This window comes from Francisella halioticida (assembly GCF_002211785.1).
Taxonomy (GTDB): domain Bacteria; phylum Pseudomonadota; class Gammaproteobacteria; order Francisellales; family Francisellaceae; genus Francisella; species Francisella halioticida.
In genome coordinates, this window is sequence record NZ_CP022132.1 from 984,492 (window position 1) to 1,008,952 (window position 24,461).

Here is a 24,461-nt window from a genome sequence, read left to right on the forward strand (position 1 = left end):
TAAATTAGGAAATAGATAAATGAGTAAAAAAAGAGTAACGTATACAGCTGATTTTAAAGCTAAAGTAATTATAGAATTGCTAGAAGGCGATATGACAGTTAATGAGATAGCAAGTAAGTATGATTTACTTCCTAAAAACGTGCACAATTGGAAGCAGTAATTTTTATCTAATGCTTGCTTAGCATTTGATAAAAGCTCTGTTGTTAAGGAGTATAAGCAGGAAATAGATGAGCTTAGAAAAGATAAAGATGCAACAAGTAAAAAACTAGTCGAGGTAATAGTAGAGAGGGATTTTTTAATGGGAAAGCTAAAAAGCTTGGTATCATCAAATGATAGAGTAAACTCTGTAGATACTAAGCTAGAATTATCTTTAAATAATCAGCTTAAACTATTATCTGTATCTAAGAGTGTGTACTATTATACACCAATATCAAAATTTAGTAGTAATGATGATATTAAACTATTAAATGCAATAGATTTGATACATACTAAACATCCATATTATGGTACGAGAAGGCTAGTAAAGTTGCTAAATAGATTAGGATTTCTAGCTGGAAGGAAGCTAATCAAAAGTGCTATGGAATTCATGGGTATTAAGGCATTGTATCCTAAAAAAAAGACAACTGTCATTAATAAGCAACACAAGAAATATCCATACTTACTTAATGTATTTAAAAATGAGACGAATCAGGTTGTTATAGATAAAGCTAATAAGGTATGGAGTGCTGATATCACGTATATTAGACTAGAATGTGGGTATGCATATTTAGCAGCCATAATAGATTGGCATAGCAAGAAAATACTAGCTTGGAAGATTTCTAATACTATGGATACACATCTAACAACTAGTGTGTTAAAAGAAGCGTTATTTAAATATGGTAAACCTGATATCTTTAACTCTGATCAAGGAACTCAATATACAGCAAAAGAGCATATTAAAATATTATCTGATAATAAAATAAATAAATCTATGGATGCTAAAGGAAGATCTATAGATAATATTGCAATTGAGAGATTTTGGAGAACACTGAAATATGAAAATGTTTATCCGGCATCATATATAACTATGAAAGAGGCTAAAGTAGGTATCAAAGAATATATTGATATTTACAACAATGAAAGACTACATTCTAGTATTGGATATATGACTCCTGATGAAGTATATTCTGGTATTTTAGATGCTGCATAAAAGCAAGGAATAAAAATATTTTATAAAGTGGTATTGAATAACAGGGACAGTTTAGATTTAGATATGGGATTTTAAAAAAATCAGCTCTGTTGTAACTATTTAAAATTTATCGGAAAACTATGTTATTTGTTTTATCTGGATGTATAAACATCAAATTAACTTTTCTTAAGTATTATTGGTAGTGTTAGCTATTTTCATGAGTTTAAAATCGAGGCTTATAATTGACTGTTTTATTAAAATTTGATGGTGAGGGTTAATTTTAGATAATAGAGTTAATCTTTTTTTTATATACAATCTAACAAGAACTGTATTTTTAAAGATTAAAAATATAGAAAATGAAAAAATATTTATTAGATGCTGTTTTTTAGGAATATCAATAACCTCTTTTGGATCTTTAGAACAATAACTAATTGATATAAAGATTTTAGTTATTAGTTTTAAATAAGTATCGTGATTAGGTTTAAAGACAGCAAATGTTTTATTAGAATTATTCAATAAGGAAAGTAGTAGATGTTTAGAAAAATTTTGCCCTTAGTATTTGTAAGTATGATTGTTTTAAGCTCTTGTGCTCCAAGACATATTGAAGAAGCTGCTAGACATGATGTTAGGCGTTAAGCCCATCGTATTTATCTATTTTATAAATCTTATATGAAAATTTTGAGATATTAAATCAACAGTCTTTTTAAGAGAAAATGCTTTAGTAGTAGATGCTAGAAAAAGAAGGATATCTAGCGGACTAATACAAAAGTATAGTAATTGTTTTATTTAAATCAACTTTTCTAGATTCTCATTAACAAATATAATGATATTTTTAGAATGTCAGAAAATAGTATGTGAGAGTAGATATTATTTATTAAGGTTACTTTTGAACATTAAATCTGCCAAGCATCATAACTTTATGCCAAGCTTTAGCAAAATCATTTACAAATTTTTGTTCATTGCCATTTTCAGCATAAACTTGAGCTACCGCTTTAAGCTCCGAGTTTGAGCCAAAGATTAAATCTACAGGAGAAGCAGTCCATTTTTGCTTACCAGTTTTTCTATCTATGCCAATGTATTCTCCATTATTTTTATCAGATTTTTTCCACTCTGTAGACATATTTAACAAGTTTACAAAGAAGTTATTGTTAAGCTGGCCTGGAGTTGCTGTAAAGACACCTTCCTGAGAATCATCATAGTTTACATTTAAAGTACGCATACCACCAATTAAGACTGTTATCTCTGGGATATTTAGATCAAGCATACTTGCTTTTTCTACTAATGCTTGAGGTAGTTCATTAGTAGCTATACTGCCATTCGTATAGTTTATGAAACCATCAGCTTTAGTTTTTAGATGATTAAATGATGCTATATCAGTTTGTGCTTGTGTAGCATCTGTTCTACCAGGTACAAAAGGTATTTCCATAGTATAACCAGCTAGCTTAGCAGCTTGTTCAACTCCTACATTACCACCTAATACTATTAAATCAGCTAGAGAAATTTTAGTACCGTCTTTTTTACTATTATCAAAGTTAGCTTGGATTTCTTTAAGTTTAATAATAACAATTTCAAGTTTAGCAGGTTCATTCATTTGCCAATCTTTTTCTGGATCTAAAGCAATTCTAGCACCGTTAGATCCACCTCTATAATCAGTTTTGCGATATGTAGAAGCAGAGTCCCAAGCAGTTTTTATAAGTTGTTGATTAGTTAATCCAGAGTTTATAATATCTTGCTTAAGTTGAGCAATATCTTGAATTGACACTTGCTTGTAGTTAGCCTTAGGAATAGGATCTTGCCAGATAAAGTTTTGCTTAGGAATCCAAGGACCCATATATCGAGATTTAGGACCCATATCTCTATGAGTTAATTTAAACCATGCTTTAGCAAACTCTTCTTTAAACTCTTCTGGATTTGTATAGAATTCTTGAGCGTATTTATTGAACTTAGGATCTTCTTTTAATGCAAGATCAGTAGTAAACATTATAGGTTTATGTTTGACACCTGGTTTATGGGCGTCAGGAACCATATTTTCAGGTTTAGCATTTGTTGCAACCCATTGATAAGCGCCAGCAGGAGATAACGTTTTTTCGTAATCTAAATTATATAGGTTATTTAAGAAATCATGGTTCCAGTATGTAGGTGTCGAAGTCCAAGAGCCTTCAAGACCACTACCCATAGCATCATCACCTTTTCCAGTGCCATAAATGTTATGCCAACCAAAACCTTGTTGTTCAATAGGAGCTTTTTCTGGGGCTGGACCCATAGCTTTTGAGACATCTTTAGCAGGAACTGCACCATGAGTTTTACCAAATGTATGTCCACCTGCAATTAAAGCAACAGTTTCTTTATCTGTCATACCCATACCACTAAATGCTTGACGAATTGCATTTCCAGCTTTCTTGACGTCTGGTTCACCATCAGGACCTTGTGGATTTACATAAATTAACCCCATTTCTGTGGCAGAAAAAGGTTTAACTAGTTTGCCATCTTTGACATTACTAGATAATTCTTCTGGAGATAATCCCCAGTTAGTATTATCACCTTGCCAGTCATCCTCTCTACCAAATGCAAAACCAATAGGTTTCATTCCCATAGATTCTAAAGAAACTGTACCAGCCAAAACAATCAAATCTGACCAAGAGACGGCATTTCCATACTTCTGCTTGATTGGCCAGAGTAGTTGTCTAGCCTTATCTAGATTTACATTATCTGGCCAGCTATTTAAAGGTGAGAATCTTTGTTGGCCACGATTAGCACCTCCCCGACCATCTGATATTCTATATGTGCCAGCATCGTGCCAAGATAATCTAATAAAAAAAGGTCCATAATTACCAAAGTCAGCAGGCCACCAATCTTGTGACTGGGTTAGAAGTTCTTGCATATCTTTCTTTAATTGCTCTGTATTAAGCTTTTTAAAAGATTCACGATAGCTATAATCTTTACCCATTGGAGTATCTATAGTATTTAAGTTACGCAAAGGGGATAGATTTACACTCTGAGGAGATAGACTACCTTTATTTTCTGCAAAAGCACTATCACCAGATAATAACACACCTGACATTCCTACAGCAGTGACAATTTTTTTTATCATGACCATTTCCTTTTTTATTTAGGTTATAAGCAATAAATTATCTAATAAAATTTAGATGTGTTTCATGCTTGTTACATTAAGGCTAGTAAATATTTAAAATAAACTAAGTCTATAAATCGATTCTATTTAATCTAATAATTTGAGTCAAATAGTAATTGGTTATATATATAATAAATATTTCTTATACATAATTTACTAAGTCTTTAAGAAAATGATTTTTGTATAATAATATTTAAGCCATTGGAATATTAAATTTAATATAAAGTATGTTACATAATAATTTCTTAAAAATGCCTAAGGCAGAACTACATCTACATATAGAGGGTACACTAGAACCTCAGATGATGTTTGAACTAGCACAAAGGAATAAGGTAAATCTTAAGTATGGCTCTATAGATGAAATTAAAAAAGCATATTGCTTTAATAATCTTCAAGGTTTTTTGGATTTGTATTATCAAGGTATGGCTGTATTAATAACGGAGCAAGATTTCTATGAGTTGACTTATGCTTATTTAGTAAGGGCAAACCAAGATAATGTAACACATGCTATTAAACAGGCAAAAAAAGATTTTGCTATAAAAGCTAGTATAATAGTGTGCTTTTTATGTCATTTATCAGAAGATCATGCTTTACGCTCTTTTGAAGAAATAATGGATTTTCGTGAAAATTTTATAGGTATAGGCTTGGATAGTAGTAAATTAGGAAATCCTCTATCTAAATTCAAAAGAGTCTTTGAGCAAGCGAAAAAAGAAGGCCTATATTTAGTTGCTCATGCTGGAGAGGAAGGGCCAGTAGAATATATTTGGGAAGCTATAGATATTTTAGGTATTGATAGAATAGATCATGGTAATACTATTTTAAATGATAAGACATTAATACAAAGAATTATAAAAAACGATATAGCTTTAACAATGTGTCTATTATCAAATCGATGTTTAAAAGTTGCGAGTGATTTATCGACTCATCCAGCAGCTAAGCTTTTAGATAAAGGTGTTAAAGTAACCATTAATTCGGATGATCCAGCATATTTTGGAGGTTACATTAACGAAAACTATAAACAGTTAGCTCAAGCTTTGAAGTTATCTGAGGCTCAGATTATTAAGCTTATAAATAATAGTTTAGAAGCTAAGTTTGATCTACCCCGTCAATTTGTGACAGTTTACTACTTCATTTTCCATTATATATTCAAATTGATATGGAGTCATATAATTTATTGTAGAATGTCTCCTTTTTGTATTATAGTAAGCTTCAATATATTCAAATATTGATAGTTTAGCTTCTTCTCTAGTTTTATAGCTTTCATCATGTACTAACTCTACTTTTAAAGTTCCAAAGAAACTTTCACAAGCAGCATTATCGTAACAGCATCCTTTAGAGCTCATACTTGATAGTAGCCAGTATTCTTTAATAATGTCTTGATATTGTTTGCTACAGTACTGTGACCCTTTATCAGAGTGTATAATCACACCACTAGGAAAATTTCTTCTAAATAATGCCATATTTAAAGCATTACAAACTAAATCCGCTTTCATCCTAGAATCCATTGCCCAACCAATAACTGATCTTGAGAATAAATCTATAATCACACAAAGATACAGCCACCCCTCTTGTGTAGGTACATAAGTTATATCTGTAACCCACCTATGATTTACAGATAAAGCAGTGAAGTTTTGTTCTAATAAATTATCATAAACATGTTTGTTGTGGTTAGAATCTGTAGTTTTCTTATGCTTACGAGCCGCTTTAGCATGTAAACCAAGTAATTTCATACGTTTTTTAGTAACTTTCCAACCCATATCTTTAAGCTCTTTGTATATCCTAACACTTCCATATCTAGATTTATGTTCATTAAAATAGCATCATCTAGTTCAGCATTGCCTTTTACCTATAGGTTTATGAATCCATCTGTAATATGAAGATGTGCTCACATTCAAAGATTTACATAGTGTTGTTACTGGCATAACTTTATAATGCTCCTTAATAAAGGCGTACCTTACAGATTTTGCTTTGCAAAGTACGCTGCTGACTTTTTTGGTATTTCACGCTCTGTTTCTGCCTGTTTGAGTTTTTTCTTCAAATCAGTATTTTCAAAAGATAGTTACTGGTACTGCGTTTTATAATCTATCTTTATTTCTTTCTGAGGGTTTGACATGGCTTTGGATATCCAACTGCAAATGGTTTTATATTTAACCCCTAAATTATCTGCTATTTCTCGTCTATTTGCATCTGGTTGTAAACATAATTTAACAGCTTCATCTTTAAACTCTTTTGTATATCTCATCTTGTCTCCTTTTCTTAATACCTAAGTGTCCCAAATAGGAGGGTATGATCAGTTTGTTTAGGTTGAATATTGACTAAATAATTATTAGAACTAGTTTAAGCTAAGCTTTTCCAGTAATTCTTTCTCTAAGTTATGAGCTTGAGATTTTTGAGATTCTTTTAATGAGTTGATTAGTATTGAAAAGACGTACCAATTATTATCTTTTATTAAGTATCCAGATAGTGCTATAGCTGTAGTTTGTGTTCCTGTTTTTGCAAAAACTTTGCCTTTAAGTTTATCACCTTTAAAGTTCTTTAGTGTGCCGATTTTACCATATATTGGAAGCATGTTTTTAAATAGTTTATAATTTTTATTTAAAGTCATTTTATAAAGTAAATTTACAAGAAAACTAGGACTTAGTAAGTCGTTTTCTGATATACCAGCACCATCTTCTAGCTGTATACTATCTACGTTTAGTTTTAGTTTATTTTTTAATATTTCAAGAGCAGCATTTTTTCCTGATGTAATACTACCAGCACCATTATAATAATAACCTATAGTTCTTAGTATTGATTGAGCATATAAATTATCTGAGACAACTAACATGTGTTTTAATAATACTGCTAATTTAGCAGAATTATGTTTATTTAATAAAATTACATTATTTGGAAGTTTTTTGATAATAGTTATGTTGTTGTTAGCAGTGTCTATTCTGAGCTTAGAGAGTTGCTGCAGCACAGCTTTTTTCATCACTAGTTCTGGATTTTGAATTGCAAAATCAAAGGTGTAATTATTTTCAGGTAAACATCCTGAAAGAACTAGCTTATCATACTGATAATATCCATTAAATTGACATATTTTTAGTTGCTGTTTATTAGCTGTAAAAAGCTCATTTTTGAAATTTAAGGGTTCTCCAGATAGCTGTGTAACTTCAAAAAAATGCTTTTTAGGTATGAATTTTAAAGTTATAGAGTTTTCATTAAGATTATATATTGAGCTTGGTGCACCATAAGAAAATACTGAACTAGATTGACTTTCATTTATTGAGGTATCACGACCTACAAAAAAACTATTAACAAAATATATATGATTAATTTTAGTTACCTTAGTAGTTTTTAAAGCTTTTATCAGCTTTTGTAAATCTTGAATAGTAAAACTAGGATCGCCAGAAAAAACTATATATAGATTATTTATAGTATGGTTTTGGGATTTATCATAATAAAGTTTAGTTTGGTATCTAAAATCTTTATCTAAAAATAGTAAAGCCGCAGTTGCTGTTACAAGTTTGGTATTACTTGCTGGGATAAAGTTTTTATCAGCATTCTTAGCGTATATGGTTTTGCCATCACTTAAATTTATAATTTTAACACCGATTAAAGCAGAATTAAGATGATTGATTTTTATTGCTTTATTAAAGGCACTATTTATTTCTGAAGAACTTAAAGAGTATGATCTCGATGAGATAGTAATTATAAAAATTATTAGCAGCTTTAATATGTTATTGAAAATCATTAGTTTTATAAGTTTAGCCTGTAGAATTTTTATTATAACCAAGATTCCAACATATTGCTAAAAGAACTATAGCAATAACACAAGCACTTAATAAAAAGACAAATACAGCATTCCAACCTAAAAATGTAGCAATAACGCCAATTACCGCTTGAGCACCAACAGTACCTAAGAAATAACCAAATAACCCTGTAAATCCAGCAGCTGTCCCACCTGCTTTTTTAGGTACAAGGTCTAATGCTAGTATTCCAATTAAGGCGACCGGACCATATATTAATATTCCCATTGCAGATAATGATGCCCAAAGAATAACAGGAGTACTACTATACCAATATACAAGTAATGCACAAATAAATAAGATCATACAGATTACACTCATTGGTGCTCTACGACTACCAAAAAATCTATCAGTTAGCCAACCAATTATTATAGTTCCTGGAATTGCAGGTAGCTCAAACATGGCATAAGCTATGAGTCCATCAGATGTTGATAGATGCTTTACATGAACCAGGTAATACGGAGCCCAACTTCCAAGACCATATCTAGCACAGTATACAAAAGCATTTGCAGTTGCAATTAACCAAACCCATTTATTATTTAGAACATATTTAAAGAATATTTCTTTGGCTAAAAATTCTTTTTCATGATGCTCTTCGGCCGTAGTATACCCTTTGTAGACTTCTATAGCAGGTAAACCTAAAGATTGTGGGGTATCAGCTCCAAAGATTAATATTAGAATTCCTATCGATATACATAATGCACCTGCAACATAAAAAAGCCCATGCCAGTCACCATTAAATAAAAATAATCCAATAGGAACTACAACAATTGCTAAGCATCCAGCACCTACATTATGAGCAGTATTCCAAATCCCCATTTTTGTACCACGTTCATTAGCACAAAACCAATGAGTCATAATACGCGCACAAGCTGGCCAGCCCATACCTTGAGCCCATCCATTTAGGAACATTGCTATAAACATAGCAAGTACGCCTAAAGAAAGAAAGCTAGGTAATAGTAAATTAATAAAACCTGTAATAAATAGTCCAATAGCTAAGAATACTTTAGCATTACTCCTATCTGAGATATTACCCATGAGAAACTTACTGATACCATAAGCAATACCTAAACCAGCGCCTATAAATCCTAATTCATCGGGAGATAATGTGGTTATGTATTGTTTAGATACATCAAAACTACTCCTACCAAAGTAGTAAGTAAAATAGCCAATATAGGCAACCAGAAACATTCTTAGTCGCCAGTGGGGGTATGATTTTTGTATTTGCTCTTTAGCTAGTAAAGGTAAAGCTTTTGCAGGTTTTAAGAAGTCCATGTTTTGGAGTCATAATTACTAATTAAGTATTAAAATAGTTTAGTTTAACTTTGAGTATTGATCAATAGAAACTTATTGTCTAGAATAAAAAGTTTTAGAGTAATCTATCTTAGATATTTTTAGGAAAAGGTATATTTGGATAAGCTGGTGGCAGATCAAGACCCTTTGCTGTCTCAAGACCTCTTAAAATATCAGGTCTATCAGTTATAATACCATCAACTCTCCAATCTATAAGTTTGCTTACTACATTATAGTTGAAATCAGTACCTTCTTTTTCAGTCCATCCCCATGTGACAACTTTGATACCTAATTTATGGGCTTCATCAAGATTTGCTTTTGTTAGATCTTTTTCATAAGGTTCCCAAAAAGTCCCACCTAATTTTTTAACCATTAAAGGATAGTCATAATTAAAATCTTTAGGGTTAAGAGGTGCTGTCCATTTTTGGTAATTTGTCATTGCTTTTGCTTGTTGGGTATTCATAGGGTCAGTTGTATGATCCGTTAGATAAGCCGTTTGAACTTTGGGATTTAGTTTTTGAAGATCCACTAATGCTTGCCATTCAAAAGATTGTACTTCGACACTGCTAGAGATGTGGTTTTTCACTAAAACCTTATTTAGTGCTTCTGCCATTTCCTGAGCTGACGAACTCACTTTAGGATTATAAGGGTTTGTTTTTATCTCTATCTGTAAACGGACTCTACTACCAACATTTGATTTAACATAAGTTATTACTTGTTGTAATGTAGGCATATGTACACCAGGCATTCCAACATGATTTGGATACATTTTTGCAGTTGGGGTGTTTGGTTTTATATAGCCGACAGTATATTGCTTCAACTGAGCTAAAGTTAAATCTTTTATAGGAATTGATTTTGTTATCCAGTTTCCATTTTTATCTTTAGTTAAGTCGGGGTTTAGAGTTTGATTATGGGCTACCACAAGAACTTTATCTTTAGTCATATTGATGTCCATATCAACCACATCAATACCAACACGCATGGCTTCAGTATATGCTGGAAGAGTATTTTCTGGAGCTAATGGACGTAATCCTCTATGAGCATAAATATTAACAACATCAGCGATAGCGAAATTTATACTACAAGCTAGTATAGTTAAAACGATTATTTTTTTTAGCATGGACTTTGAATTATTTACTCTTTAATTCTCAAATAATTACGTAATTTGCTAGAAATAGCAATAGCTATATGATTTAAATTATAATTTAAAAATATTCTCTTAATTAAAATGGAAATGTTTGATAAACGGAAGGTTATAGCCATAGCTTTAATAGTAGGATATATCCTTAGAGGAGAGTAGGTAACTTCTAAATTTAGAAGCCAAAGAAGAGCAGTATATTAAGGTAGGTCAGTAATTATTTGTATTGGATTTATCGAAAAGTGAAGCTCCTTTAAAATCAAATAAATTTTACATCAAACATCAGAAGCAATATAAAGTAACCTATCAAAAGGTAAAAGACAGCCATATTTAGATAGAACTAAACTTGATATACAAACAGCAAAAGTAAATTTAGAAGTTGTAAAAGCAGAACATTCTTATTGATTTATGTTTCCTTTTTTGGGAATGTTAGAATGGGTTCAGCTATAGGGGGTATTTTATCATTAACACATTATTTAAATATATCTAAAGAGAATTTATTTAAAGAAGAAAGCTTTTTGATGTTTTAAGTATATAGCCACTTTTAATTTTTATGGTTGTCGTAGCAGCTATTTGTTTACAAAAATACAATTACTAATCCAAGTGAAATTTTATTCCACTTAAATACTAACTACTTTTATGATATCTTTATAGCCCTAAACTTTAGCTAAATAATAAACTATAGGAAGTAAATTGTTAGATTATAAAAATACCTTTATAGGTAGGAACATAAAAAGTGATGTGCTATCTGGTATAGTCGTTGCTGTTGCACTAGTACCTGAGGCTATAGGCTTTTCTCTTTTGGCGGGAGTTTCGCCAACAGTCGGCCTATATACTGCATTTATACTTGGTTTTATTACAGCACTAGTAGGAGGTAAACCTGGTATGATTTCTGGAGCTACAGGTTCTGTTGCTGTTGTTCTAATTGCTTTAGGTATACATATTCATGCAATTATTCCTGCTGATGTTTTGCATAGTATGACTAAAGAGCAAACAAGTATGTATATTTTGCAGTATATTTTGTTATGTACTATTATGGCTGGAGTATGGCAAATACTCATAGGCTTGTTTAAATTAGGTAAGTTTATTAGGTTAGTTCCTCAACCTGCAATGTATGGCTTTGTTAATGGTTTAGCCATTGTTATTGCTATGGCACAGTTAAGGTTTTTTGAAGGGGCTAATATATATATGTATGTACTAGTGATTGTTACTATGGGGATTGTATATTTTGTTCCTAAAATCACTGATAAAGTTCCATCTGGTCTTGTAGCTATCATATTTGTAACAATTGTTGCTATAGCATTTAAATTGCCAGTTGAGAATATTGGCCAATATCAAGATATTTCAGGAGGCTTTCCAACTTTTGCCATTCCTGATTTTCATTTGACATGGGCATCTTTCTGGATTGTATTACCATATTCTGTATTAGTTGCATTAGTTGGTCTTATAGAGTCTTTACTTACATTATCAGTTTTAGATGAAATGGATGGTAAAAGAGGCAGTGGAAATCAAGAATGTGTAGCACAAGGTGTCGGTAATATTACTTGTGGGTTCTTTGGTAGTATGGCTGGCTGTGTAATGATTGGTCAATCTATAATTAATTTTACAAATGGTGGTAGAGGGCGTTTATCATCATTAACAGCGGCACTTTTGCTGATCAGTTTTGTAGTTGTGCTATCTCATTGGATATCATTGATACCTCTAGCAGTATTAGTAGGTATTATGTTTATGGTTTGTGTAAATACTTTTGCTTGGGAGAGTACCAATAGACTTAGATATATGCCAAATTCTGATAAGCTTGTATTGGTCATTGTAACAGTTATTACAGTTTATGCTGACTTAGCTGTAGCTGTGATTTTTGGTGTGATTGTCTCAGCATTAGTATTTGCCTGGAAAAATTCCCAAGTAAGAAGTAGAACTCATCGTGAAGAAGATAGTACAAAGGTGTATGAATTTTTTGGTCCTTTATTCTTTGGTTCAACAACTTCATTCCTAAGTTTGTTTGATATACAGCATGATCCTGATAATATTGTCTTAGATTTTGCAAATTCTAGAGTTATGGATGTATCAGGGACTGAAGCTATAGATACTGTAACCAAAAAATATTTAGATTTAGGCAAAAAAGTTACTTTACGACATTTAAGTGAAGATTGTCGTGAAATATTAAAAAATGCAGGCCCATACTGTATTTTTGAAGAAGTTGATCCAACATATAAAGTAGCGAGGAATATATAAAATGGAAAAAACAAAAATCAATACAGTAAATGCTCCCCAAGCAATAGGCTCATATGAGCAAGCTATAAAGGTGGGTGCTTTTGTTTATACTTCTGGTCAGATTGGTTTAAAGCCAGATGGTAGTATGTCAGGTGAGTGTATAAAAGAGCAAACAACGCAAGTTATGCAAAACTTAAAAGCTGTATTAGAAGCAGCTGGTTCAGGCCTAGATAAAGTTATTAAAGCAACTATCTTTATCAAAGATATGGCAGAATTTAAAGTTATTGATGAGATCTATGGTTCTTTTTTTAATGGTAATTTTCCTGCCCGTTCATGTGTCGAGATTGCTAGGCTTCCTAAAGATGTACGTGTTGAAATAGAAGCAATTGCAATAGCTAATTAACTATCAATCCCATATTATTTTTTTCAACGTAAAACTAATAAATTTATATTTATAGTTAGTTTATTTAAATATATGAAATGCTATTCTACAGTTTGATCGTAGAATCAATTTTTAAAGAGCCATTATTATTAGCTATATACATAAAATACAATTTTCTATTCTTACCTTTATTTATAATTTTAGTCTTTTATATTTTAACTATTATCTATAGTTCAAAGCTCTAAATTTATTCAAAAATACTTTGATATAACTCCTATATTTAGATTTTCGCGGTGTATACTTAATAGATTATGTTGACAAGAATTAATTTTTCAAGTTACTACAAAATATGCTTAGATTGGATATAAGTATCTGCTATGAATAGTTCTTGATTTTCTCAATAGGAAAGAAGAATATAAAAGATTAGGAACTTTTTAAATTTTGAATAACAGAGGCTTTATAAATGCAAAAGAAATATTCTTTATGGCGCCAGGATTTACATAAATATCCTGAGATTGGAACTGATTTACATATAACGTCTGCTAAAGTTGCTAAATTATTAAAATCTTTTGGTTTAGAAGTATACGAGAATATAGGCATATCAGGAATTGTTGCATCACTTAAAAATGGGACATCTAATAGAAGTATTGCTTTAAGAGCAGATATGGACGCGATTCCTATTCAGGAAGAGAATGCTTTTATATATAAATCAAAGCATAATGGAGCTATGCATGCATGTGGACATGATGGTCATACTACTATGCTGCTTGTAGCAGCAAAAGAGTTAGTTAAGGATCCAGATTTTGATGGAACCGTACATTTTATATTTCAGCCGGATGAGGAAAGAGGGACAGGTGCGCAGGCAATGATAGATGATGGTTTATTTGAAAGGTTTCCTGCAGATAATGTGTATGGAATGCATAATATTCCAGGTAAGCCTGCAGGTAATTTTGCAATTAAATCAGGATCAATAATGGCATCTGAGTCATCTTTTAGAATTGAGATCATTGGAGAGGGCGGGCATTCATCACAACCTGCTGCGAGTGTTGATCCTATTGTTATTGGCTCAGAGATTATTATGGCATTACAAACTATTGTCTCAAGAAATACCGATTCAAGAGAGCCTACTGTAGTCTCTGTCACAAATTTTGAAACAGATGGCACCACTAATGTTATAGCGAGTAAGGCTGTAATTACTGGTGACTGTAGGACTTTTTCTGAATCTGTACAAGAGCTGATAGGTAAAAGAATTAAAGAGATAGCTAATGGTATATGTATTGCTCATAACGCTAAACTTAAATATAACTATTCAAAAGATTTTTATCCCACAGTAAATAGTGAGCAGGCAACAATAAATGCTGTAAAGTCAGCTATAGCAACGGTAGGAAGTGATAGGGTTGAACCAAACTGTGATGCTCTAACAGTATCTGAAGACTTTTCAAGTATGACTAGAGTTAAACCAGGAGCTTATATTTTCATAGGTAATGGAACCTGGGGAAATCATTGTAAAATGTTACATAATTCTCAGTATGATTTTAATGATGAGATTATTGAAACTGGGGCAAGCTATTGGATAAATTTGGTAAAACAAACTCTAAAAAGCAAAGAGAAGGAATAATTTATGAAAGATATTATAACGTCATGTTTTACAAACTCTATTAAACAAAAAGATATGGGAGTGTATCCAGATAATTTAAAAGCTATTTTAAATATCAATAGTGCTAAAAAAGTAGCTGATGATATTAAACAATGGCCTAAATATGATAAAACTAAGTTATTTAACTTAGATAACTTAGCTCAAGAAGTGGGTGTGAAAAAAATATGGTATAAAGATGAATCAACAAGGTTTGGTTTGGGTAGTTTTAAAGCGCTAGGTGGAGCATATGCTGTAGTTAAACAGATAATCAATTATTTAGAAAAAGAAGAAGCTGTAGAAGTTTCAATGAAAGACTTATTGTCAGGTAAGTATAAAGATAAAATAAAAAATATTTCCGTTAGTTGTGCTACAGATGGTAACCATGGTCGTAGTGTAGCATGGGGCGCTCAGTTGTTTGATTGTAAGTGTGTAATATATCTACATGCTAATGTATCTAAAAGTAGAGAAGAATCTATTGCCAGTTATGGGGCAGAAGTTATACGTATAACGGGCAATTACGATGATTCTGTGAGAATGGCAGCTGAAGATGCAATAAAATATAATAGAATTATTGTTTCTGATACTAGTTACCCTGGCTATATGGATATCCCTAAAGATGTAGCTTTAGGGTATTGTGTTATGCTTGCTGAAATTGTAGAACAATTGGATAGACAAGTACCGACACATATCTTAATGCAAGGAGGTGTTGGAGGACTTGCATCTGCAGTATGCGGTTATTTTTGGCAATTATGGGGTAGCAATTGTCCAAAATTGATTATGATTGAACCAGAAAAAGCTAACTGTTTACAGTTAAGCTCAATAAATGGTGAACCAACAGTAGTTAAAGGTGAGCTTGAAACATTAATGGCTGGATTAGCATGTGGAGAGGTTTCGTTATTGGCATGGGAAATTATTAAATTAGCAACAGATAAGTTTATAACTATATCGGAGGACAGTATTGCTCCAGCGATGAAGTACATGGCTGATGAATATGATATTCAAGCTGGAGAATCTGCAGTTCCTGGAGTATCTGCACTTATGGGTGCTAATAATAGAAAACAGATGTTAGTAGAGCTCGGTATTGATTCTAATAGTAAAATATTACTTATTGGTACAGAAGGAGCTACAGATCCTATTTTATATAAAAAACTTACAGGTTATGAAACAAAGTAAGAGGTATAGATATGTTACAAAGAAACTTTCCTACAAAAGAATTCGAACAAAGAGTTGAGAAGCTACAAAAGCATATGCATGAATCTCTATTAGATATTGTTTTATTCACAAATGAAGCTAATTTTAGCTACTTTACTGGTTTTGACACACAATTTTGGAGAAGTCCTACTAGACCTTGGTTTTTATTAATACCGCTAGATGGAAAACCAATAGCAGTCATTCCAGAAATAGGTTTATCAGGAATACAAGAAACTTGGGTTGACAAGGTATACACATGGTCGTCTCCATGTCCAGAAGATGATGGAATATCTTTACTAAGTGAATGCATAAATAAGATACCTCTTAGATATGGAAATATAGGTGCTTTATTAGGTTTAGAGTCTACCATTAGGATGCCATTTAATAATTTTAGAAAGTTGTCTGAAAAAAATAATCGTAAATTTCAAGATTGTTCACTAGAAATACATAAGCTTAGATCAATAAAATCATTTTTAGAAATTGAAAAAATTCAAAAAGCTTGTCAAATTGCAAATCATGGATTTGATAAGTTACCCTTGCATGCTAAAGTTGGCCAAACAGAGCGAGATATATGTCGCCAAATGAGAGTGAATATGATTCTAGAAGGTGCTGATAGTGTTCCATATCTAATAGCAGGTTCTGGTGTTGGGGGGTATGATAGTATTATTATGGGACCTACGGATAAGATTATAGAAGAAGGTAGTGTTCTTATTATAGATACTGGTGCTATGTTCGATGGTTATTATTCTGATTTTGATAGGAATTTTGCTTTTGGTTATGCTGATGAAGAGACAAAGAGTGCTTATAGGTGTGTATTTGAAGCAACTGAAGCTGGATTTAATGCTGCAAAACCTGGGGCTACTACTACAGACATTTATAATGCAATGTGGGGTGTTATGAAAAAAGGTGGTGCGTTAGGTAATAACGTTGGTAGGCTTGGTCATGGGCTCGGTAAAGAGTTGACCGAATGGCCTTCACATACAGCTACCGATAACAATATTTTAAAAGAAGGTATGGTTATAACTTTAGAGCCTGGGATGGTTTACTCACCTGGTAAAGCAATGGTCCATGAAGAAAATATAGTTATAACATCAGATGGCGCTAAGTGGATAAGTCGTAGAGCTTCTGAAGAAATCTGCATCATTTAAAACAGATGGAGATTTAATATGAAAGTGACAGATAATATTAAGGATTTTGAAAAAAATCAGATTAATTTAAACTATGATGTGCAATCACGACCAAATAAAGTTCATATAGGATTAGTACAACTTAGTACAGACCATACACTTGAAACAGATTGGGCAAAGCTAATAAATAGCCAAGCGATGGTTTTTAGTACGCGTGTTTTTTATAGTAGCCACTTAACTGTCAAAGATCTGGATGATATTTCTAAAGAAATAGAGACATCTTCTAATTTGATAGCTAGCGGCTTAACTATGGATGTTATGGCTTTTGGATGTACTTCAGCTAGTATTATAATTGGAGAAAGCAAAATTGCTTATCTGCTTACAAAAAATAGAAATAATATTCCTGCAACTAATCCGTGGACTGCTGTTAAAGCAGCATTTAACTATTTTAAAGCAAAAAAAATAGCGGTACTATCTCCTTATCCAATAGAAGTTAACTTTAATCTCTATCAACAGCTTATAGCTGCAGATTTTGAAATTGCTATTTTAGGGTCTCTTGGCATTAAAAAAGATACTGATATCACAAAAGTTTCAAAATTATCTGTAATACAATCACTCAAAAAGATACTACCACAATCAGAAGCAGATATAGTTTTTATACCATGTACAAACCTTCGTATCCTTGATTATATAAAGGAAATAGAGGGACTATTTGATATTCCTGTAATTACAAGTAATTCAGTAATGTATTGGCATTGCCTTAATCTTGTCAATGTTAAAGCAAAATGCCCTGGATATGGAAAATTATTAAATAGCTAAAAGGAGTAGTAAATTATAATGCAACATAAAAGACATATATTGTTGGGGTGGACAGCAGCCGTTTTTATAGGTTTACTTTGGGGTGCTCCTTGGATTGCAGGTATTCCTTTACTTAAATCAATGAATTCAATAGTACTTGTATGGCTAAGATATATTGTTTCTATTATAACACTCTTCACGCTTCTTAGAATAGGATATAAGAAAGTTGAAATAAGAGATTATGGTGTCAACAGGTTAATTGATAATAAAAAAGATTTCTTATGGACGGTTATATGTGGCGTGGTAGGTCAAGGAGCTTTTAGTTTTTTTTCATTTTTATCTCTTAAATGGATATCTGCAGCAGAAAATGGAATTATACAAGGTTTGATACCTATGGTTATTTTAATTATAGGGAGTGTTTTCTTTAATAGTCGTTTTAAACTCATTCAAATTTTTGCTGTTATTGGAGCCTTTGTTGGTGTTGCTATTCTCACTCTTAATCCAAGTGATAAGATCACAGGTTCTAGTATTGGCTATTTATTTTGTTTTATAAGTGTTTTATGCTTTGCTAGTACAGCTCATGCAAGAGCAAAGCTTGCAAAAAAGTACGGCTCTGTGACAACTATGTTTCAACAAGATTTATCTGCAGCTATTTTTTTTACATTGATACTAGCATTAACTGGTCAAGACTTTAGTTCTGCTTTAACGGCATTTTACTCACCTGTTAATATTTTTTGTATTCTTGTACTAGGAGCAGGGGTCTCAGGAATAAGTTATATTATTTATATTTATGCTATGAAGAATGTAGGAGTTGAGGGCTGTAATATGGCGCTTAACCTCATGCCAGTTTCTTCATTTTTTCTTGCTATCTATTTCCTTAGAGAAGAAGTTACTATATATAAAATTGCAGCCTTAATTATAGTTTTATTAGCTTTAGTAGTTTTTGTTAAAAAATCTTAGTATATCTAAATCACTATAACTTATCAGTTACTTAGGCTTTATTGTCCGGATGTAGTACCATTTTTAATTTAGAATTCATATCTTTTAACCTAGGTTGGATCTAATTTTTCTGCTTGTTCATGTGTTGAGGTTACTCGGTTACCAAAAAATGTTCGTGTTAAAATAAAAGCAATTGCTATAGCTAATTAGTAATTAGCTAGATTGCTTTTTATTCTTATTCTTTTCTTAAATAACAATTTAAAATCTTTGTATATTTACCATTAATTTATATAAGCATATAAACTATAACTGTGATTATCATTATTACTGAAGGATAAAATGTTAGAGTAAAACCTAAAGCTCTAGCACCAGCTCCTTTATGATAAGTCAAGAAAAACAAGCTCCTTCCTATTGCAAAAGTGATTGCTGCAAGGACTATAGTTGACAAACTAGTCAGTGGCATAATTGCTACCCATGATGTATATGCTATAAAAGCTATACAAAGTTGCTCTAGAGTATTTTGTATCAAAGCCTGTAGAATCTTAGCTTTCTCAGAGCCGTTTGTTAAACCACTACCATTTATATCTTGGTCACTAAAAAACCGATATTTAGCAAGCCTAGCTACAGCAATTACTAAAAATACTCCTGGGATAATCAAAACTTTAAATGCAATTGAAATTTTATCGGCTGTATTTTTAAGATGAAAAAAATCACAAATTGAACCAACAAATATAATAAAAATAGAGAGTATTACTCCTATTATTAAACTATAAAAAACTTTTTTTTGTTCTTTTGACATTTTATATAAATATATAAGCGCTAATACTTCAATTATGATTTTATTTATTAAAATTTGCAAAGATTATTTATAAGTGAAAATGATAAGCTCTAATCAACTATTTTTCTACAAAATTTAGGATTGAAAAAGAGTGGAATTAAATGGTGGGTTGTACAGGATTCGAACCTGTGACCAATTGGTTAAAAGCCAACTGCTCTACCGACTGAGCTAACAACCCGATGAATGTTGATTATTATACTTATCCTATTTTTTGTGTCAATACTTTTTGCTGTTTTTTTCGATTTAATTCTAAAATTTCTATAGGATGTTTAATTGTGTGTCCTTCGATACGTTTAACTTGGCATCTACAAGAAAATCCTGTTGCTATAGAGTTTCTAATTCCGACCTGTTTTATTTTATCTTTCCAGCTTAAATTATAGATATGTTTTGAGTCATCTATATGCTTAGTTTCATGGCCAAAGCTTCCAGACATGCCACAGCAGCCAACCTTAGCAATTTTTGTTTTTATGCCAAAGTGAGTGAATATTTCTTGCCAATGAGTTGCTGTATCCGCAGATAGGGACTTTTCTGTACAATGATTAAATAAATTAAATTCATTATCTATCATATTATTCATTTTCGGGAGGTAATCTAGTTTTGTAACTAGCCATTCTTGAAACATTCTTATTTTAAATCTTATTTGATCACCACAAACTTTACGATATTCATCACGATATACCAGAGTCATAGCTGGGTCAATACCAATCATATCGACTTTAGTTTTAGCTATTTCATTATAAAGTTTAGTTGCTTTTAAAGCTTGTTTCTTAAAGTATTTTAAGAAACCTTTAACATGGGATGGTTTACCATTTACTTTGAATGGGGCAAAATAAACTTTAAATCCTAAAGTTGTTAAAAAATCATATAAAGTTAGTACTATATGGGTGTCATATAATGATGTGAAAATGTCTTGGACAATACAGACAGTTTTCTTTCTTTGTTCAATTGTTAAGCTTTCTAACTTTTTGATATTAAACTCAGGAGCATTTCTTTGTTTTAGTTCGGACCTTAAATTTAAAGAGCTTATTAAAGGGGTATCAGCAAATCCAATAGTATTTGCTAAGCCAGACCTAACAAATTGTGTGTTAAAGATATCATTGAAGATTTTCGGCATATATAAGTTTATCTTCAAAACTGATTCACTATGTTTGATAAAGTAGTCTAGAGAAGGTCTTTTATATTTTGAGTGATAATTTGCTAGAAACTGTGATTTCATAGTAGGAATATCAACTTTTATAGGGCATGCTGTAATGCAAGCTTTGCAACCTAAGCATTTATCTAAAGAGTCATAAACCTGGTGTGAGAAATCATTAATAGAATCTTCAGCTTTTGTATAACCAAAGCTTTCATCTTTATCAACAGTAGAGTAGCCTTTTGCAGCTAACTGATTTAGCCATTCACGTAAAACAGCAGCTCTTCCTTTAGGTGAATATAGCCAGTTTCTGCTTGCTTTAGCAGAAGGACAGATAACAGCATCTAGATTGTAATTTAAGCATTGAGAGTTACCATTACAATTGTACGCACCAGAAAACTGTTGACGCATTTCTTTTGGAACCTGTTCATCTGAATATCCTCTAAAGGGACCATCAACTTTTACCAGTTGATCTTTACTACCATTAGGTACAGTTATCTTTCCTGGGTTAAGTTGATTATAAGGATCAAAAGCTTTCTTAATATGACCTAAAGATTCATAAAGCTCTTCACCAAAATAATCTTTTAGATGCTCACTTCTATGACCATGACCATGCTCAGCACATAAAATGCCGCCATATTTTTTTACAAGATCACTAACTTTTTTTGTAATTTTTGCAACTTTTTTATAGTCTTCAGGAGAGCTCATATCTAAAGCAGGACGTACATGAAGACAACCGACATCAACATGACCAAACATACCATATTTTACACCATAAGAATCTAGTAGCTTTGTTAGTTCTGTTATATAGTCTGCTAGTTTTTCAGGGGCTACAGCAGTATCTTCTATAAATGGGATTGGTTTACGATCACCTTTCATTGCACCAAGCAGTCCTACACCTTTTTTACGTAGCTCCCATAGACTATCCATCTCAGTTGGACTTTCCGTTAGATGAAAGGTAGTCTGTGTGTCTAATAAAGTTCTTTCTAGCTTTGCAGTTTTAGCATCTAACTCATGTTGAGAATCAGCAATAAACTCTACAAGATTTACGGCTGCTAGGTTCATAGAGGTATTTTTTTCAAGCATGTGTTTTATCTTGTGGTAGACTTCATCATTTTTTGCTATTTCGATGATCTTATTATCAATAGTCTCTATGGCAGATGGGTCTGATGGTAGCAAATCTCTGGCAGCTTTTAGAGCTTTATTAAAACTATCATATGAGATGCTAAATAAAGCTTTGTATTTTGGTTTTTTAGTAAGTTTAAGCGTCATTTCTGTAACAAATGCAAGAGTTCCTTCTGATCCAGAAACTAAAGAGCTAAGGTTAATAGCATTAGCGTTTTTATCATAAGTTTTTGCTAAATTATAGCCAGTTAGGAATCTACTTAGCTTAGGTAATTTTTCTTCAATTAGGTTATATTTATCTACGATTTGCTCAACGATAGTTGTATAGATGTTTTTTTCAATTTCATTTAAGTTATTTTTTTGTATATCTTTTAAATTGATTTTTTTTGTGATGAGTTTCTGTCCATTGACAAGTGTACATTCTAGTTCTAGAATGTGTTGACTAGTTCGACCATATATTCTTGAGCCTTTACCGCAAGCATCAGTATTTACCATACCTCCCAATGTTGCTCTATTACTAGGTGATAGATTAGGAGCAAAAAAATATTCACTATCTACCAAAGCATTATTTAGTTGATCCAAAACAACCCCAGGTTCTACTTTAACAAACTTTTTCTCAATATCTATCTCTAAAATATTATTCATGTAGCGACTTGAATCTATTATAACTCCAGCACATAAAGAGTGTCCTGATGTGCCTGTGCCTCCTCCACGAGGTGAGAATTTTATTTCTTGATATTCTTTTTTACTTGCCAGAGCAAAAACTCTATTAACATCATTCTTATTTTTTGGGAAAACTACTAATTCAGGAACAACAAAATATATGCTATTGTCCATAGAGGATGATACTCTTGACGCATAGTCAGAATGAATGTCTCCTTCAAACTTTATTCTTGCTAATTCTTTAGAAAAAGTATCTATTAAAACATTTAGAGTATTTCCCTGATTGAGCGTTGGTAATTTATTTTCTTTTATAGGTTCTTTCATAGAAATTGATATAAGTAATAATAAAGCTGCTAAATATTATATAAGAAAACTTTGATCACATAAATGATAAACTTAAAGTAGAAGATTTTTAAAAATCAGTAGTTTGAATTTACAGCACTTATTAGTTATCATAAAACGATAATTTTTTAAAATAATATGAATTAGGAGTATAAAACTTTTATTATGATTGAGCGAATTATTCGTACATTAAAAAACTCTTTTGGTAATATCATTGAATGGTATGATTTCTCTTTATACGGGTATTTTTCAACAATCATTGCAGCTCAATTTTTTCCAAAAACAGATGCTTAGATTGCTTTAATTGCAACTTTTGGTGCATTTGCTGCAGGATTTGTCGCAAGACCTATTGGCTCAATATTTTTTGGTAGAATAGGGGATAAATTAGGTCGCCACTACGCGATGAATATTGCAATTATTTTTATGGCAATACCAACAATTATGATGGCTTTTTTACCAGGCTACAATAGCATAGGGATTGGGCACCAGTATTATTAGTTCTAGTGAGAGTATTGCAAGGATTATCTGCTGGAGGTCAGTTTGGGAATTTAATGGTTCTAACAGCAGAGCAAGAAAAACAATCATATAGAGGGTTCAATTTAGCTGTAGCATATGCAACATCAGTCGTAGGATTTTTATTGGCATCTGGTATTAGCTATTTAACATTAAACTTTTTGCCAGGGGCTTGGCAATATTATGCTTGGCGTGTTCCTTTTGCTTTGGGATTTTTCTTGCTATTGATTCATTTTTTTATAAAAGAGAATGAGAAAGTGAAAAATACTGAAAATAATTTTAAAGTTGAACCTATTCGTCAGTTACTTACACATTATCCATGGCGTTTAACATTAATTATTTGTCTATCAACTACGGCAATGGTGCTTTACTACTTAGACATAACATATATGGTAACTTATATGGAGACTGAGCTTAACCTTAGTCTCTCTACAGCATTAGCGATAAATACTATTAGTATAGTTATTATGTGTGTTGTTATGCCTTTGGCTGGATACTTGTCTGATATTATAGGGCGTAAGAAAACGCATATTGCTAGTTATATAATATTATTGGTACTATGTGTGCCCATGGTTATGTTTATGCAATTTAAGAGTGTTGCATTGGTTACCGCCATGATTATAGCTATGGCCGCTCTGACTTCTATAATCCAAGGAGTATCAAACACCGTATTATACAGAAATCTTTCCGCCAAGAGTCCGTGCGACAGGATGCTCTATAGGCTTTGGTTTTGGAGCATCTTTATCAGGCTTTGCGCCAATGATAGCTACTATTGTTATGGGATGGTTATCTCCAACAGTGGGCTTGTGTTTGCTTCTTCTAGTAGTTGCTGTGATAGGGTTGGTTATAGCTATTATAATACCCAATCAGCAAGTAGAAATTCGAAGATTAAATAGTATTGAAGAAGTCTTAGCATAAACATATAGAACCTTATTTTTTTCTAATTTTTTTATAGGTATGTCCTTGAAAAAAAAATATCATAAACTTTCATATCAAAGCAGACAAACTTTAAATATAAAGTTATAATTAGCTCTGTATATAAAA

At 31.8% G+C, this 24,461-nt stretch carries 19 protein-coding genes, 1 tRNA gene and 2 pseudogenes; 13 read left to right on the forward strand and 9 right to left on the reverse strand.

Annotated elements, in window-relative coordinates:
• Positions 1-19: 19 nt before the first annotated feature.
• Entirely contained in the window at positions 20-160 is a 141-nt protein-coding gene (locus CDV26_RS13030) for a transposase (protein WP_088772134.1), read from the forward strand.
• A gap of 63 nt (positions 161-223) precedes the next feature.
• Positions 224-1,189: an IS3 family transposase gene (locus CDV26_RS05335; protein WP_245806556.1), complete on the forward strand. Its 966-nt coding sequence runs from the start codon at positions 224-226 to the stop codon at positions 1,187-1,189.
• An 859-nt stretch (positions 1,190-2,048) separates the two neighbouring features.
• On the opposite strand, the gene katG is transcribed toward CDV26_RS05335, so the two are convergent.
• Entirely contained in the window at positions 2,049-4,259 is a 2,211-nt protein-coding gene (gene katG, locus CDV26_RS05345; RefSeq protein ID WP_088772404.1) for a catalase/peroxidase HPI, read from the reverse strand.
• A gap of 266 nt (positions 4,260-4,525) precedes the next feature.
• Here katG and CDV26_RS05350 point away from each other — a divergent pair, with 266 nt between their 5' ends.
• A complete protein-coding gene (locus CDV26_RS05350) occupies positions 4,526-5,527 on the forward strand; it encodes an adenosine deaminase family protein (protein WP_088772405.1) in 1,002 nt (333 codons plus the stop codon).
• Here the strand turns inward: CDV26_RS05350 and CDV26_RS13035 are convergent.
• The 5 genes and pseudogenes from CDV26_RS13035 to CDV26_RS05375 all read right to left on the reverse strand — a co-directional run.
• Positions 5,504-6,055: pseudogene (locus CDV26_RS13035) on the reverse strand (IS3 family transposase); the annotation flags it as partial. The gene CDV26_RS05350 and the pseudogene CDV26_RS13035 overlap by 24 nt on opposite strands.
• Positions 6,056-6,357: 302 nt before the next feature.
• On the reverse strand, positions 6,358-6,540 hold the full coding sequence (locus tag CDV26_RS05360) for a transposase (protein WP_088772035.1): 183 nt from the start codon (positions 6,538-6,540) through the stop codon (positions 6,358-6,360).
• A gap of 90 nt (positions 6,541-6,630) precedes the next feature.
• Positions 6,631-8,031 carry a D-alanyl-D-alanine carboxypeptidase/D-alanyl-D-alanine endopeptidase gene (gene dacB, locus CDV26_RS05365; RefSeq protein ID WP_088773458.1) on the reverse strand — a complete coding sequence of 467 codons (1,401 nt, stop codon included), beginning with the start codon at positions 8,029-8,031 and terminating at the stop codon, positions 6,631-6,633.
• Positions 8,032-8,044: 13 nt separating this feature from the next.
• Complete coding sequence (locus CDV26_RS05370) at positions 8,045-9,361, reverse strand: MFS transporter (protein WP_088772407.1); 1,317 nt, start codon at positions 9,359-9,361, stop codon at positions 8,045-8,047.
• A gap of 109 nt (positions 9,362-9,470) precedes the next feature.
• A complete protein-coding gene (locus tag CDV26_RS05375; protein WP_088772408.1) occupies positions 9,471-10,499 on the reverse strand; it encodes a glycerophosphodiester phosphodiesterase in 1,029 nt (342 codons plus the stop codon).
• A 711-nt stretch (positions 10,500-11,210) separates the two neighbouring features.
• Between CDV26_RS05375 and CDV26_RS05380 the strand changes: the two genes are divergently transcribed.
• The 8 genes and pseudogenes from CDV26_RS05380 to CDV26_RS13040 form a co-directional block, all read left to right on the forward strand.
• The gene (locus CDV26_RS05380; RefSeq protein WP_088772409.1) at positions 11,211-12,752 is read left to right on the forward strand and encodes a SulP family inorganic anion transporter; all 1,542 of its coding nucleotides are present in this window, start codon (positions 11,211-11,213) and stop codon (positions 12,750-12,752) included.
• A 1-nt stretch (position 12,753) separates the two neighbouring features.
• Positions 12,754-13,134 (forward strand): RidA family protein, encoded by a 381-nt coding sequence (locus CDV26_RS05385; protein WP_088772410.1) that lies wholly within the window; start codon positions 12,754-12,756, stop codon positions 13,132-13,134.
• Positions 13,135-13,576: 442 nt separating this feature from the next.
• Complete coding sequence (locus CDV26_RS05390; protein ID WP_088772411.1) at positions 13,577-14,731, forward strand: M20 aminoacylase family protein; 1,155 nt, start codon at positions 13,577-13,579, stop codon at positions 14,729-14,731.
• A 3-nt stretch (positions 14,732-14,734) separates the two neighbouring features.
• Positions 14,735-15,922: a diaminopropionate ammonia-lyase gene (locus CDV26_RS05395; RefSeq protein WP_088772412.1), complete on the forward strand. Its 1,188-nt coding sequence runs from the start codon at positions 14,735-14,737 to the stop codon at positions 15,920-15,922.
• Between the two features lie 11 nt (positions 15,923-15,933).
• Entirely contained in the window at positions 15,934-17,088 is a 1,155-nt protein-coding gene (locus CDV26_RS05400; protein ID WP_088772413.1) for a M24 family metallopeptidase, read from the forward strand.
• An 18-nt stretch (positions 17,089-17,106) separates the two neighbouring features.
• Complete coding sequence (locus tag CDV26_RS05405) at positions 17,107-17,886, forward strand: maleate cis-trans isomerase family protein (protein ID WP_088772414.1); 780 nt, start codon at positions 17,107-17,109, stop codon at positions 17,884-17,886.
• Between the two features lie 18 nt (positions 17,887-17,904).
• Positions 17,905-18,825 carry a DMT family transporter gene (locus CDV26_RS05410; protein WP_088772415.1) on the forward strand — a complete coding sequence of 307 codons (921 nt, stop codon included), beginning with the start codon at positions 17,905-17,907 and terminating at the stop codon, positions 18,823-18,825.
• A gap of 102 nt (positions 18,826-18,927) precedes the next feature.
• Positions 18,928-19,014, forward strand: a pseudogene (locus CDV26_RS13040) (RidA family protein); the annotation flags it as partial.
• A 76-nt stretch (positions 19,015-19,090) separates the two neighbouring features.
• Here CDV26_RS13040 and CDV26_RS05415 read toward each other — a convergent pair.
• The 3 genes from CDV26_RS05415 to CDV26_RS05425 form a co-directional block, all read right to left on the reverse strand.
• A complete protein-coding gene (locus tag CDV26_RS05415) occupies positions 19,091-19,603 on the reverse strand; it encodes an MAPEG family protein (RefSeq protein WP_088772416.1) in 513 nt (170 codons plus the stop codon).
• A 141-nt stretch (positions 19,604-19,744) separates the two neighbouring features.
• A tRNA-Lys gene (locus tag CDV26_RS05420) sits at positions 19,745-19,820 on the reverse strand.
• Between the two features lie 21 nt (positions 19,821-19,841).
• Positions 19,842-22,874 carry an FAD-binding and (Fe-S)-binding domain-containing protein gene (locus CDV26_RS05425; RefSeq protein ID WP_088773459.1) on the reverse strand — a complete coding sequence of 1,011 codons (3,033 nt, stop codon included), beginning with the start codon at positions 22,872-22,874 and terminating at the stop codon, positions 19,842-19,844.
• A 402-nt stretch (positions 22,875-23,276) separates the two neighbouring features.
• Between CDV26_RS05425 and CDV26_RS13980 the strand changes: the two genes are divergently transcribed.
• Both CDV26_RS13980 and CDV26_RS05430 read left to right on the forward strand, forming a co-directional pair.
• Positions 23,277-23,402, forward strand: coding sequence for a hypothetical protein (locus CDV26_RS13980; protein WP_420809897.1), 126 nt, complete (start codon positions 23,277-23,279; stop codon positions 23,400-23,402).
• 5 nt (positions 23,403-23,407) lie between these two features.
• Complete coding sequence (locus CDV26_RS05430) at positions 23,408-24,313, forward strand: MFS transporter (RefSeq protein ID WP_088772417.1); 906 nt, start codon at positions 23,408-23,410, stop codon at positions 24,311-24,313.
• Positions 24,314-24,461: the final 148 nt, after the last annotated feature.

What these genes read in the sequence shown, in the direction of transcription:
- CDV26_RS05360 (WP_088772035.1), bottom strand. Translation starts at nt 6,540, where the DNA reads ATGAGATATACAAAAGAGTTTAAAGATGAAGCTGTTAAATTATGTTTA.
- CDV26_RS05415 (WP_088772416.1), bottom strand. Translation starts at nt 19,603, where the DNA reads ATGTCAAAAGAACAAAAAAAAGTTTTTTATAGTTTAATAATAGGAGTA.
- CDV26_RS05350 (WP_088772405.1), top strand. Translation starts at nt 4,526, where the DNA reads ATGTTACATAATAATTTCTTAAAAATGCCTAAGGCAGAACTACATCTA.
- CDV26_RS05390 (WP_088772411.1), top strand. Translation starts at nt 13,577, where the DNA reads ATGCAAAAGAAATATTCTTTATGGCGCCAGGATTTACATAAATATCCT.
- CDV26_RS05400 (WP_088772413.1), top strand. Translation starts at nt 15,934, where the DNA reads ATGTTACAAAGAAACTTTCCTACAAAAGAATTCGAACAAAGAGTTGAG.
- CDV26_RS05370 (WP_088772407.1), bottom strand. Translation starts at nt 9,361, where the DNA reads ATGGACTTCTTAAAACCTGCAAAAGCTTTACCTTTACTAGCTAAAGAG.
- dacB (WP_088773458.1), bottom strand. Translation starts at nt 8,031, where the DNA reads ATGATTTTCAATAACATATTAAAGCTGCTAATAATTTTTATAATTACT.
- CDV26_RS13030 (WP_088772134.1), top strand. Translation starts at nt 20, where the DNA reads ATGAGTAAAAAAAGAGTAACGTATACAGCTGATTTTAAAGCTAAAGTA.
- CDV26_RS05410 (WP_088772415.1), top strand. Translation starts at nt 17,905, where the DNA reads ATGCAACATAAAAGACATATATTGTTGGGGTGGACAGCAGCCGTTTTT.
- katG (WP_088772404.1), bottom strand. Translation starts at nt 4,259, where the DNA reads ATGATAAAAAAAATTGTCACTGCTGTAGGAATGTCAGGTGTGTTATTA.
- CDV26_RS05385 (WP_088772410.1), top strand. Translation starts at nt 12,754, where the DNA reads ATGGAAAAAACAAAAATCAATACAGTAAATGCTCCCCAAGCAATAGGC.
- CDV26_RS05375 (WP_088772408.1), bottom strand. Translation starts at nt 10,499, where the DNA reads ATGCTAAAAAAAATAATCGTTTTAACTATACTAGCTTGTAGTATAAAT.
- CDV26_RS05405 (WP_088772414.1), top strand. Translation starts at nt 17,107, where the DNA reads ATGAAAGTGACAGATAATATTAAGGATTTTGAAAAAAATCAGATTAAT.
- CDV26_RS05395 (WP_088772412.1), top strand. Translation starts at nt 14,735, where the DNA reads ATGAAAGATATTATAACGTCATGTTTTACAAACTCTATTAAACAAAAA.